This window comes from Legionella sheltonii, assembly GCF_026191355.1.
In the GTDB taxonomy this organism is placed as follows: domain Bacteria; phylum Pseudomonadota; class Gammaproteobacteria; order Legionellales; family Legionellaceae; genus Legionella; species Legionella sheltonii.
The window spans coordinates 172313-186005 of record NZ_JAPHOQ010000006.1 but is presented as its reverse complement, the minus strand read 5'-3'; the positions used below and the strand labels follow the sequence as shown (position 1 = coordinate 186005).

The window sequence follows — 13693 nt, the reverse complement described above, 5'->3', positions numbered from 1 at the left end:
TCAATTTATCGAACAATTCCACGTGTGGATTGATTTAATGCATCAATCATTAAAACAACTTCAGGGCATTCATTTTGCATTAATTCTAATTCAGCAACAGCCTGTTGTACCGTTAATCCTTTGCGGAAAATTATTTTATAGGCACGTCGTAAACCATCAATTGCTTCAGATGAAAATCCTCGTCGACGCAATCCAACGGTATTAATGCCACAAGCAGAAGTTGTATCCCCTGAAATCATGAGATAGGGAAGTACGTCTTTAGCTACATAAGAAGCTCTAGCAATAAACGCATAGGCACCTACATGACAAAACTGATGGACTGCGGCATATCCGCCTATATTTGCATAATCACCGACAGTGACATGCCCTGATAATGCAGCGTAGCTAACCAGTATAATTTGATTACCAATGATGCAATCATGCCCCACATGCGAATAAGCCATAAAAAAGTTATTATTGCCGATGCGGGTAACTCCTCCCCCTTTAACGGTTCCACGACTAATCATACAGTATTCGCGAATGATATTATCGTCACCAATTTCTAGACGAGTGGGTTCACCTTTATATGTAATATCTTGGGGATCATCACCTACTGAAGCAAACTGGAAAATTTTATTATTTTTCCCAATGGTTGTCGGGCCCTCAATGAGTGCATAAGGACCAATCCAGGTATTCTCACCTATTTCTACATCAGCGCCGATTACGGCACCAGGACCTACTGAAACCCCTTTTGCAAGCTTTGCAGAAGGGTGAATTATTGCTCGTTCATCTATCACTTTTGAATTTCCTTTGCAGCACTTAATAAATCCGCGGAACAGGCCAGTTTATCACCCACATAGGCTTCGCCATGCACACGCCAAAATTCTCTTTTTCTTGCTAATATCTTTACTTCCAAGCGCAACTGATCTCCAGGAGTAACCACATGTTTAAATTTTGCATTATCGATACCTGCAAAAAAATGCAAAATACCATAATTTTCTTCAGGTGTTTGAGACAATCCTGCTAAAAGTCCACTCGCTTGTGCTAACGCCTCCAGCATTAATACACCTGGCATAATTGGATTTTCCGGGAAATGGCCAGAAAAGAAATTCTCATTCATGGTGACATTTTTTATAGCAGTCAAACAGTCATATGGTGTAAAATCGAGCACCCTGTCTACCATGAGCATGGGGTACCGGTGCGGCAATATATTAAAAATCTGTTTTATATCTACAGGTTCACTCATACGCAATCTCGCTTTAATAAGTACGCTTAGTATGGCCCAAAAGGGAGTCCAAAGGAAAAACATTATCCTGATTTAGAAGGTTCAAATCAATTGTTAATGCTAAAAACTTATTCTTCTTATTCAATACTACTCAATTTTTTCTCTAAGATGCCAAGCTTTACCATATAATCATCCAATCGTCGAAATCGTGCCGCATTACGGCGCCAGCGATGATGTTCATGTACAAGAGTACCGGATGAATAAATTCCAGGTTTGGCAAGCGATTTGCTGACTGTAGACATTCCGGTAATCACTATGTCATCCGCCAAGTGAACATGAGCGGCAATACAACTCGCACCACCGATGATACAATCTGCTCCTATTTGCGCATAGGCACCTATAGCCGCGCATCCTGCAATAATTGTATTCTTACCAACCAAAACGTCATGCGCAACCTGAACCAAATTATCAATACAAACACCTTCCCCCAAATAAGTATCGCTTAATGAGCCACGATCGATAACGGTATTCGAACCTATATGTACTTGATTTTCGATAACCACAGCACCTGCATTAAAGCCTTGTTGCCAGTGTCCATGTTGTTTTAAATAATTAAATGGAGAAGCACCAATGACACAGCCAGAATTGATGATTATTTGAGCACCCAGCTGACATCCTGAATGAATCACTACCTCATGCCCAATTTGACTGTTTTTACCAATGCGTACGGAAGATTCAATAACGCTATTCGCTCCAATGATCACTCCATCAGACAATTGTGCATTAGCACCAATTACACTATAAGGACCTATTGATATGCCGTGCCCTAATTGAGCAGACTCATGAACCATAGCCGTAGGATCAATACCGGAAACTGCAGGCAGTGGAGCTGATAAAAGCTGGGCAGCATGTATCATTGCTTGTGAAGGATGTGCGACAACAATACAGTTTCCTGGAAATAAATGGCGATGTTCTGATTTGAGCAGCACCGCACCAGCTAATGTGGTACTCAGAAGTGGGAGTAACGCCGAATTATCGTAATAAGCAACATCCTGAGATGTAGCTCGAGCAAGGGAGGCATAACAAAAAATGGCGTGATTGGCATTTCCATGCCACACGCCACCTAAATGATTAGCTAATTCCGCTAACGTCAGCAATTTTACATCGCCGGTTAATTAATTGCTTTTACAACTTTATCAGTTACATCGAGGGTAGTTGCACTGAAAGGAGCTGCATCTTTTTGTACAATAAGATCGTACTTGTCATCTTTAGCAACTTTTGCAATTGCTGCACGAACTTTAGCATACAATGCTTCCATTGCTTCATTATTTGCAGTGCTTAATTCTTGTTGATATTGCTGACCATCACGCTCAAATTGTTGTTGTGCACTTACAATTTTCTTTTCCATTTCTTTCTTTTGAGCCGCACTCAGAATCGCGCTATCACGCTTAAATTTCTCCATGTCCGCTTTAATGCCAGCTTCAACAGCAACAAGCTTATCGCGACGTGGTTTAAACTCTTTCTCTAATTTTTTTTGGATTTCTTTTATTTGACTGGAAGTCTGCATGATTTTTTGCAGATCAACTACACCAATTTTTGCTGCATCAGCAAATGCAGTTGTGCCAAATATGCTGAAAAAAAAGGCCACTAAGACCAGACCTAACCGCTTCATAACTAATCTCCCAAATTTAAAGAGCATGATGCTAGCACAATTCGCAATAGGTTGCGATATGTACAGCATGATTTTCGATAATTTTGTAACAAATAATATGCTCCATCTTTTCTCCCAGCTCAGGGAGAAAAGAAAGAAAATTATCAGTTAAAATCCTGAAGATAGAGCAAATTGGAAGAATTGCTTTTGATCGAATGGTTGAGGATTCAATGCCTTAGCCAAGCTAAATGCTAGCGGACCAAATGGAGAGCGCCATTCAAGTGAAAGACCTGCTGAATATCTTATAGGACCTTCATATTTACCAGTCAAAGTAGGTAAGGTATTCACCGCAAATACGTTACCCGCATCCACAAAGGCAGTTGTTCTCACATTATCTCGACTCAAAGGATAAGGCAATATAATTCCCGCCGTTCCGCTGAGTAATAAGTTACCCCCCACAGAATTACGGTAATTATCCAATGGTCCTAAAGAGTAGCTGTCATATCCACGTACCTGGCCTGGTTGTGCTGTACCCCCTGCGTAGTAGTTTTCAAAAAATGGCAATCCTTTATTGTTAAAAGAATTTCCATAACCTGCAAAACCTTGTAAGGAGAAAATCCATCCTCTTGTTATAGGTTGGTACATACGCGCTTGATAAGAGCCTTTAAAGTAAGACAATGAATCTGAAGTTGCAGGTAAGGCGACCACCCCCGAAATTTGTTGGTTAATCCCTCTTGTAGGATAAGGAAATTGATCATAGCTGTTCCTACTCCAACCTGTTGATAAACGAATTTCCTGGAAATGGGTTCCATACATCTGCACAAAGTTCTGAATGGGCACTACATAGCCAACACTCTTGATTTCTACATCTTGATATCCATAGCCCAATTGCCATCTACTGGTTTCCCCAAGCGGGATACTATAGTTCACATCACCACCAAAACGGTTGGAGTTGTAAGTACTGACATTAAGGTTTCTCGGGTCAACGCGAGCATAATAAAGATTTAAGCCGCGTCCTATACCTGTATCGGTATAAAAAGGATTATAATAATTTACTGTATAGTCCTGTCCCCATTTGCTCGCAGTAAATGCAGCCCCCATAGAACGTCCAGTACCCATAAAATTATGTTGATTTACTGAAGCATTCAATTGATAACCATTCGTACCGTAACCAATGGAGGCACTTGCTTCTGCTGAAGGCGCTTCTTCTACGTTAACATCCAAATCCACTTGGTTATTTGCTTCGGGCACAGGATTAGTCTTTACGTCTACATTTTTTAAATAACCTAATAAGCGCAATTGCCGTTCAGATTCTTTAATATTATGCAGCGATAAAAGTCCCCCCTCATCCTGACGAATGACACTTCGCAATACATAATCACTGGTTTTGGTATTGCCATGAAACTTGATACGACGAACATAAACATGGCGGCCAGGCTGTACAATAAAGGCAATAAATACGGTTTTATTATTCTCGTCTATCTGTGGTTCAGCATTAATTGCTGGGAAACCATAACCTATATCACCTAAAGCCAAACCAATAGCAGAAATCGAATCAGTTACTTTTTTACGTGAAAAAACAGCACCTTTTTTGACTTGAATTAAGGAATTAATTTTCTCCGGAGGCAAGATCGGCTTCCCTACTACCTTATAGCCTGAAAAATGATATTGAGGCCCCTCTTCGATATGAACATTGATATAAACGTCTTTTCTATCAGGCGACAGTAATACTTGAGAGGAGATAATTTTAAACTTCAAATAACCTCTATCCAGGTAAAAAGAACGCAATGCTTCTAAAGAGGCATCCATACCGGATTTAGAGTACTGATCTTTTTTAGTAAAATAAGTAAAGATACCCGATTTGGAGAGAGTAAACTCAGGTAATAATTCATTGGTAGTAAAATCGTGATTACCTATTATTTTGATTTGTTTAATTCGGGAAACACGCCCCTCAGAAATAGTAATGGTGATACCAACCCGGTTATCCGTTAAAGGGCTAACTCGGGTTTCGATACGCGCATTATATTTTCCTCTCGCGTTATAGGCTTGTTTCAATTCTTTTTCCAAACGCTCCAAAGTAGATGTTTGGAAAACACGACCTTTCACTAAACCCATCTCTTTAAGGAAGTCTTTCATCTTGTCACTAGGAATTTCTTTATTCCCGACAACACTAATAGAACCTATAGTGGCTCTTTCAACCACATTGACAATCAAAGTGTTACCTTGACGCTCTAATGAAACAGACTGAAAAAAACCGGTATCATAAAGGGTGCGAATAATCTCAGCAGTTGATTCAGGGCCAATCTCTTCTCCAACCTGGACAGGTATATAATTGAGTACTGTTCCAGTGGAAACACGTTGCAAGCCTGTCACTTTAATACCGCGAACAACGAAAGTATCTGCTGCTATTGTTTGTGAAGACCAGGCTATGAGCGAGGAACAACAAACACCTAATATAAACTTACTACTGATTTTTTTCATTATTATTTTACGCCCAGTACTACGTGTACTATTAACTCTCAAATTTGGTACACTGAAAATTGAAACACTTTTTATAGGAAGTAGAAACTACTGTCAAGTTTTTGTTCCCTGACTTTGCCAATACTTTGCGATTAATGGCTTGATTCATCATTCCAAGGAACCCAAAATGCTATTTAACCTATGCCTTTTTCGTCTCAGGAGCAACGATCAAGACAACCTGAAATCTAGCATTACGAAGTTTTTCGAAAATTATCCCGCAAGTCTTGATAAATCATTAGACAACGCGATAAACATCAGGGCTGCCAATAGCAATAAACCTAAATAGGCTCCTGCTGATTTTAAGCCATCAGATATGGGTTTACGTCGAATTGCTTCCAAAAGATAATACATCAAGTGACCACCATCCAGCATCGGAATAGGTAATAAATTTAATGCACCTAAGCTAATACTGACCAAAGCAAGAAAAAATAGATAGGTTGTTAACCCGCTACGCCCTGAATCACCCGCCCCCTGAGCGATACCCACGGGCCCACTAATACTATTTAATCCCAATTTACCCGTAACTAACCGCCCCATTAAAGTAAATGTAGTGCCAGTTAGTTGCACCGTTTGTCTTAATGCAGTACCTACGGCAGTTAAAGGATCTTCTCTCTCTAAACGTAACCAATGTGCTGGCCATTTTACTTTTTGTGAGCGAACTCCCAAAAACCCTTCAATTTTACCCTTATTTTCCTGACTGCCAGTTTGTACTACAATATTTTGTATACTGCCGTTTCTTTTAAGCGATAAAGTTAATTGTTGATTAGGACGAGTTTGTACGTAATCCACTAAAAACAACCAATCATCAAAAGGTTTTCCATCAACACTTAATATTTTATCGCCATTCTCAAGCCCTGCTTTCGCCGCCGGAGAATTAGGGACTACCTCACCCACTATAGGGGGGATTGAAGGAATAAACGGTTGAATCCCAAGACTTTCAAGCGGATCAGGCTTTTTGCTGTCTAATTGCCAATTGGTCAAAGGCAAAAATACCTGCCGTTCCTTTCCATTAACCAAAGATTTTATTGTTAACTGAATTGTCTCTTGAGAACCAACAAGGGGCATGAGCGCATACTGGAAATCCCGCCAACTGTTTATCTTAGTATGATTCAATGCAATAATTTCTTCCTTTGCATTTAATCCAGCATGTGCCGCAATACTATTAGGTTTCACTGATTCGATCATCGGTGCTAATGATTGCATCCCAATAATCAACACGAACCATAACGCAACAAAAGCAAAAATAAAATTGAAAAAAGGCCCTGCAAGTACGATTGCGGCTCTTTTCCACAGAGATTGATTATTAAAGGCTAAATGACGCTCTTTTTCGTCTACATCTCCCTCTGATTCATCAAGCATTTTGACATAGCCACCCAGAGGAAATAACGACCAGGCATACTCTGTTCCTTTTTTGTCACGCCAACGCGCTAAGATAGGACCAAAACCAAAAGAAAAGCGTAGAACCTTAACGCCACACCAACGCGCCACTTGAAAATGACCATACTCATGTACCGTAACTAACAAGACCAACGCCAAAAGAAAATACAGCAATGTTGAAAGCATAGTTCTATCCTAAATGAAGTAATCCTCAAGAATTACGATTCAAATTCTCCGAGACCTACGTAAAAAGTGCTTTCTTGCCATGCACATTTGCGAAAAGCATCCTGATATCGATTTTTTACAGCTCAGACAATAGGGCCGCCTGCGACTATTACCAAGTTAATCCAAAATAAAACACAGGCAACGCTGCAATTAAACTATCCAAACGGTCTAAAATACCACCATGTCCCGGAATAAGAGCGCCTGTATCTTTTAAATGGCAACGACGCTTTAATATACTAATGAATAAATCACCAAAGATTGCAATAATTATAGTACATAAGGCTAAAACGAACCAATGAACCGCGGCAACCGGTTTAAAGTAACTATACCCAATCCAAGCGATGAGCATAGACAGAATAATGCCGCCAATAACCCCCTCCCAAGATTTTCCAGGACTGACTTGAGGAATTAATTTATGTTTACCCATCAGTTTTCCGCTAAGATAAGCCCCTGTATCTGAAACCCAAATTAAAAACAGCAAATAAACGAGCTGTGCTTTGCCATTAGGCAAGTTGTATAAATGAATTAGGCTTTGTGCGAATAGCGGTAGAAGTAAAAAACAAACAATCGCTACGACGGCAGGATAACCCCAATATTTCTGTGAGCCAGGAAAACTGAGGATAGCAAGTACATTCAAACACCAAATAATTAAGCCAATATCCACCCAATAATAAAAGAAAGCACCACAAGCCCACAACCCCACAAGCATAATTACAACAAATCCGGCTTGTAGACTCCAATGGTTCAATGGTATTAATTGCCAACACTCTCTGCATGCCGCAAGAAAAACAAGCAAAACAATTCCTGCCAAAAGCCACTGATTACCATAAAAAATAAGCCATAAAACCAAGGGCACTAAAATCAGTGTTGTAATTAAGCGTTGGAAAAACATAATGTCGCCCTTATTATTTAGAGTCTAACAATTCTACTATATCAGCCAAACCAGTGACCTTCTGCACTCGGATGCCCCCACTTCCCGTCATTTGAGCATTTCGAGGGATGACCAGATTCTGTGTTCCAAAATCAGGCCATGTGGCTCAAGTTAATGAAATGTATATCCCTATTGTTAATTAAGAAATTTGCCCGAATCTTCTCTTCCTTTTATTAAAAGAAGCTAAAGCCAATTCAAGCTCATATTCACCAAAATCTGGCCAATGTACCTCACTAAAATAAAGCTCTGTATAGGCAAGCTGCCAGAGGAAAAAATTACTAATTCGTAACTCACCACTCGTACGAATAAATAAATCAGGGTCAGGTAATCCCTCTGTATCCACATAATGGGCAAAATTAACTTCATTTATATCTTCTATTGTCAATTCACCATTTAAAACTGCCTTGGCTACCTTTTTTGCAGCGTTTACCAGGTCCCACTTACCCCCATAATTAACAACTACATTCAAAATTAATTGCTCATTATTCGCGGTTAAAAGCTCTGCTTCCCGCATTTGTTGTTGCAAGACCGGTGAGAGCAAACTACGGTCTCCCGTAAATCGCATGCGGATTCCATGCTGATTTAACTCAGCAAGTTCCTTTCTTAAGGACTCCAGGAATAATTCCATTAAAAAATTAACTTCCTCAGCAGGTCGAAACCAATTCTCCGAGCTGAATGCAAATAAACTAAGACAAGGAATTCCCTTGGTCATACAGCAGCGAATCATTTTCTTCACAGACTCAACACCTGCTTTATGACCTTCAATACGCGGAAGTCCCCTACTTTCAGCCCAACGACCGTTTCCATCCATAATAATGGCAACATGCTGAGGAATTTTTTGTTCCAAAACTACTCTTCCCAATTAAATAAATGGTGCATAGTCTAACCTTTTTAATACAAAATTGTCACTACTGAAGCAAGGAGACTCAATAGACATTCAAAAAAATTGTATCAAGACAAATGTCAAAAAATTTAATTTATACCATTCACCCTATCATTTTTTGAGCTGAAGACTAGCGCTTATGAACGAAAAATATTCAAGTGACATCGTTAATTAAAACATGAGCTATGCCGCTTCATGATGTTTTATTGAGGTTTTAGAAACACTCGCTCTTCTTTACCGGAGCTGGTTCTTTCTTGTTCCTCAACTCCTTGTTTGCCTGTTTTTGTTTCTTGTTGCTTATCAACTTTTTGTTTACTTGTTTTCGGCTTTTCTTGCTCATCAACTTCTTGTTCAGCCATGGTTCCTTTTACTAACATTCGATAAGCCTCTGGATTTTGCGAGAATAGAGTAAGCTGTCTCAGCATACTTAGTGTGGGATAGTTACCTATAATTTTTTCATAAGCCTTATCAGGCATGACGTCTGAATCGGTGGTACGCTCCTTTAACAGCAAGGATGCCCACTCTTGGTTTATAACACCCCATTGCTTCAATATTTCATCAGCATTTTTTAACCGATATCCGATTTTAAAAAGCGAATTATTTTGTGGCGCTACACTAAGATATAAATTACCTATAAAAAAAAGTGCAAGCAATCGTGTTTCTTTAAAATTATGCGCCTCCGCACCTAGCACTGAGGGCACCATGAGTTTAAATATAAGAAAACTGTAATCAATATTGCTAATAACAAATCGCGCATTCCAGCTTACATATAAATCTTGCCAAAATTTATCAATTTTAAACTCGGAAACCACCTTTGGTTCACTATTAATTGTTAAACCTGGAATCAATGGATAGTCATCTGTATGTTGCATACGCTCCTCAACCCCTTCAGGAAGAATATGCTTTTTGTGTGTTGCTGCAGTACGATAATTTAATTGCTCCATCAAGCCAATTAAGCCTAATCCTGACTTTGAGTTCTCTTTGCCACCACGCTCTTCATATCTTAGGCTAACCACATCGGTACGACATGCTTCAATTATATTAATGGCCATAGGTGCAATTGAGATGGGGCGTTCATCAGTGTTAGGGACAATAATCGATGATGCATTCCAACTGGATAAATGATATTTTTCGATAAATTGTTTTACATCCTCTTCGGTTATTTTTAATTTATCGCTCATTTGGCGTTGAAAAAGGATTTGCAAAAAGCCAGGTTCAATGGAAATGAGTTTCAAACGTTCAAATAAAGGGGTATCCCACGGGGTGCCGAATAAAAAGTTTGTCCAGGTATTACCTTTATTAAATGGATTGTTACGCCGATTCAGAATATGTTTAAAGGTATCCTCAGCAAATTGGCTGCTATTGCTTAATGTGGCAACAAAGGATTCAAGCAGACACAATAGATGGAGCTGAACGAGAAGAGTATCCTCTGCTTGTTTAATTTCCTCTTGGGAAATTAATTGATTGTCTTCAATGTAAGCTAAAAGAGTGCAAACTCCCTCATTATTCAATGCATATTCTTTAAATGCATTAATCAGTTGCGTCAAATCAAGTCTTTCTGAGGTCAGTTTTTTTATGAAAAGATTAAATGCTTCATCTTTGGTTTCTAGGTCGTCCAGTTTTAAGAGATGTAACAAGTGTTTCATTAAAATAGGACTGGTCTTAAGATCTAATTTTGAATAATCAATTACTTTATCTAAAAATTTAGCAGCCAATTGCCGAGTATTACTCCCTTCTTTGGGGACATTTTGAGATGAAGATGAGGCTGTGTTTTCTTGAGTTGTACTCAGTTTGAAAAATTTAGGACCTGAATTTATAGGCATGTTGCAGCGTTCCTCATGGTTTGTATTGCTTATCCAGATTAAATTTAGCCTGCCTTAATCTGAGCAATCAAAAATCAATCTGGTCGCATTCTATACCATTATTATTAAGAAATTATTAATTTATCACTCAGCGCGAAGATAAGGGTACGATGAATGGTCCAGAGTTTAAAACCTTACTGCATGAATAAATTTCGAAATACCAATTAAGTAAGGTATAATTTTTCCACCCAATTGGGATTGTGTTCCACGGAGAATTGCATGCAAAAAAAAACACCCTTGTTGCTCATGATATTAGACGGCTGGGGATATAACAAAAATAATGAATATAATGCGATCGCCCAGGCCAATACTCCACAATGGGATGAATGGTGGAACAATTGTCCCCATATTCTTTTGCACGCTTCAGGATATGCTGTTGGTTTACCTGACGAGCAAATGGGTAATTCCGAAGTAGGACATATGCATATAGGTGCAGGGCGAGTCATCCAACAAGACTTCACTCGCATCAACGAAAGCATAAAAAATGGAGCGTTCGCCAACAACGCCATTTTTCGTGAGGTAATAACCACCCTAGAGAAAAACAATAAGTCATTGCATATTATGGGTTTGTTTTCTCCAGGAGGAGTACACAGCCACGAACAACACTTATTTGCCTTACTTGATTTATGTGCACAAAAACAATTCACTTCGGTATATTTACACTTATTTTTAGATGGCCGGGATACACCGCCACAAAGTGCCTTAGCTAGTTTAGAACGACTTAATACGGAATTAAAAATACATCCAGTAGCTCAAATTTGTTCGATTAGTGGGCGCTATTATGCAATGGACCGAGACAATCGTTGGGAAAGAATAGAACCTGTCTATAATTTATTAACACAAGGCCACAGCCAACATCATTTTCAAGATGCCGAAGCAGCAATCAAGTCTTATTATCAACAAAATCTTTCTGATGAGTTCATACCTCCTACTCTTATAGGCGAAAAGAAAGCAATAGAAGATGGCGATGCGGTTTTGTTCTATAACTTTCGTGCAGACAGGGCGCGACAATTAACTACGGCTTTTATTGATCCAACATTTAAAAAATTCAACCGCACGGTGCAACCGCAACTATCCTATTTTGTCAGCATGACCCAATATGATAAAAATCTACCGACTTCCCCTGCTTTTCCACCGATTCCTTTAAATCATACCTTAGGTGAAGTTCTTGCAGAGCACGGGTTAAGTCAATTACGCATTGCAGAAACAGAAAAATATGCGCATGTAACTTTTTTCTTCAATGGGGGGAACGAAAATGTTTTTTCGAATGAAGAGAGAATTCTCATTCCTTCTCCTAAAGTCGCCACCTATGATTTACAACCCGAAATGAGCGCCCCCGAATTAACAGAATGTTTGGTCGAAGCAATTAACAGTCAAGCCTATGACGTCATTATTTGCAATTATGCTAATGCCGACATGGTAGGACATAGTGGGAATTTTCAGGCTACAATTCATGCCATAGAATGCCTTGATCAATGCATGAGCAAAGTGTGGCATGCACTAGCCCAACAAGGGGGTAAACTACTCATTACGGCGGATCATGGGAATGCTGAAGAAATGTTTGACGAAACGACACATCAAGCACATACTGCCCATACCAGTGAACCTGTGCCATTAGTATATGTAGGGGGACATTGGCATTTTACACGTAGTGAAGGAAGCTTAATTGATATCGCACCAACCATGTTGGCCTTGCTCGGTATTACTCCTCCAGTGGAAATGACAGGACATCAATTGTTAGAAAAAGATACTCATGAATAAACGGAATTACTTAATTTCTCATGACTTATGTCACTCAAATGCTAAAAATTCCCCTTTTTATCATTTGATAGCGGTTAAGCAAAAACTAAAACCGACTCGATGGACTAATCAACAATCGAGTGCTCTCTCTTTGAGTGGATTATTCTTTGGTATGTTGTTTTGCTTTGGAGTATATGCAGAATCTTCTACCGTACTCCAAACACAAAATAAGTTAAAACAATTAGATGCTCAAATTAACAGCCTCCAAAAAACGTTAAACTCAGCACACGACAAACGCGGTATTTTAAATAAAGAATTATCAGAGACCGAAAAGCAGATCGGTGAAGGGATTCGCAAACTCCGCTCCATTCAAGAAGATATCAAGAACAAAGAAAATAAAATTACTGACTTGCAAAAACAAGTAAATCAGTTAAATCAACAACTTATAACCCAACAACAATTATTAGCGAATCACGTGCGTGCTCGCTATCAAATGGGTGAGTATCAATCCCTTAAACTGCTGCTCAATCAAGATGATCCAAATAAGGTCAGCCGGATTTTAACCTATTACCAATATATCGTTAAGTCACGACAACTCTTGATTGAAAAAATTGATAAAACTCGTGCACGTTTAAGTGAAAGTAAAGAAAATCTTCGTGAAGAACTTAATGCGAACAGGCAGCTTAAAACGGAGCTTACTAAGCATCAAGAACAACTGCAACAAAATAAAAGTTATCATACGACGTTAATTCAATCTTTGAATCATGAAATTCAAGATAAACAAAACAGATTAAGAGAGGTACGGAAAAATAAAGAGAATTTGGCCCGTTTGCTAAAGTCATTGGCACAACAAAGCATTACTCAAAAGGACAACCCGTTTCATGAAACGAGCAGTCCATTTAGCCAAATGCGCAAAAAATTGCCGCGTCCAGTCCAGAGCCAGAGCCGATCCTTACGCAAAATGAATCAAGGAGTGACATTTTTTGCCGAGGAAGGAGCCGTAGTTACTGCCGTTTATCCTGGAAAAGTAGTATTTAGCGACTGGCTGAAGGGATATGGATTATTGATTATTATTGATCACGGACAGGGTTTTATGACCTTGTATGCTCACAATCAATCCCTATTCAAAAGCAAGGGTCAGTATGTACGACAAAATGAACAAATTGCAAGTGTTGGTCATAGCGGCGGAATTAAACAAAACGGTCTATACTTTGAAATAAGACTAAGGGGAAAGGCAATTCCACCACTTAATTGGTTATCATAAGTGAACCCTGGCACCTTAATTGCATTTCAATAATTA

The 13693-nt window shown here is 39.1% G+C and carries 11 protein-coding genes; 2 read left to right on the top strand and 9 right to left on the bottom strand.

What is annotated here, in order from left to right; translation table 11 throughout:
- Positions 1–5: 5 nt before the first annotated feature.
- The 9 genes from lpxA to OQJ26_RS08395 all read right to left on the bottom strand — a co-directional run bounded on the left by lpxA (position 6) and on the right by OQJ26_RS08395 (position 10614).
- Positions 6–776: an acyl-ACP--UDP-N-acetylglucosamine O-acyltransferase gene (gene lpxA, locus OQJ26_RS08435; RefSeq protein WP_265703421.1), complete on the bottom strand. Its 771-nt coding sequence runs from the start codon at positions 774–776 to the stop codon at positions 6–8.
- Positions 773–1225 carry a 3-hydroxyacyl-ACP dehydratase FabZ gene (fabZ, locus tag OQJ26_RS08430; protein WP_265703420.1) on the bottom strand — a complete coding sequence of 151 codons (453 nt, stop codon included), beginning with the start codon at positions 1223–1225 and terminating at the stop codon, positions 773–775. The genes lpxA and fabZ overlap by 4 nt, the downstream gene beginning before the upstream one ends.
- 116 nt (positions 1226–1341) lie before the next feature.
- Positions 1342–2361 carry a UDP-3-O-(3-hydroxymyristoyl)glucosamine N-acyltransferase gene (lpxD, locus tag OQJ26_RS08425; RefSeq protein ID WP_265703419.1) on the bottom strand — a complete coding sequence of 340 codons (1020 nt, stop codon included), beginning with the start codon at positions 2359–2361 and terminating at the stop codon, positions 1342–1344.
- Positions 2362–2375: 14 nt separating this feature from the next.
- Positions 2376–2876: an OmpH/Skp family outer membrane protein gene (locus tag OQJ26_RS08420; RefSeq protein WP_265703418.1), complete on the bottom strand. Its 501-nt coding sequence runs from the start codon at positions 2874–2876 to the stop codon at positions 2376–2378.
- A gap of 147 nt (positions 2877–3023) precedes the next feature.
- Positions 3024–5336, bottom strand: coding sequence for an outer membrane protein assembly factor BamA (gene bamA, locus OQJ26_RS08415; protein ID WP_265703417.1), 2313 nt, complete (start codon positions 5334–5336; stop codon positions 3024–3026).
- Positions 5337–5585: 249 nt separating this feature from the next.
- Positions 5586–6938, bottom strand: coding sequence for an RIP metalloprotease RseP (gene rseP, locus OQJ26_RS08410; protein ID WP_265703416.1), 1353 nt, complete (start codon positions 6936–6938; stop codon positions 5586–5588).
- Positions 6939–7086: 148 nt separating this feature from the next.
- Positions 7087–7869, bottom strand: a complete 783-nt coding sequence (locus OQJ26_RS08405) for a phosphatidate cytidylyltransferase (protein ID WP_265703415.1) — start codon at positions 7867–7869, stop codon at positions 7087–7089.
- Positions 7870–8047: 178 nt separating this feature from the next.
- Complete coding sequence (gene uppS / locus OQJ26_RS08400; protein ID WP_265703414.1) at positions 8048–8755, bottom strand: polyprenyl diphosphate synthase; 708 nt, start codon at positions 8753–8755, stop codon at positions 8048–8050.
- Positions 8756–8994: 239 nt separating this feature from the next.
- Positions 8995–10614 carry a symporter gene (locus OQJ26_RS08395; RefSeq protein ID WP_265703413.1) on the bottom strand — a complete coding sequence of 540 codons (1620 nt, stop codon included), beginning with the start codon at positions 10612–10614 and terminating at the stop codon, positions 8995–8997.
- 258 nt (positions 10615–10872) lie between these two features.
- Here OQJ26_RS08395 and gpmI point away from each other — a divergent pair, with 258 nt between their 5' ends.
- Complete coding sequence (gene gpmI / locus OQJ26_RS08390; protein WP_265703412.1) at positions 10873–12414, top strand: 2,3-bisphosphoglycerate-independent phosphoglycerate mutase; 1542 nt, start codon at positions 10873–10875, stop codon at positions 12412–12414.
- A gap of 151 nt (positions 12415–12565) precedes the next feature.
- Positions 12566–13657 (top strand): murein hydrolase activator EnvC family protein, encoded by a 1092-nt coding sequence (locus OQJ26_RS08385; RefSeq protein ID WP_265703474.1) that lies wholly within the window; start codon positions 12566–12568, stop codon positions 13655–13657.
- The last annotated feature ends 36 nt before the right edge of the window (positions 13658–13693 follow it).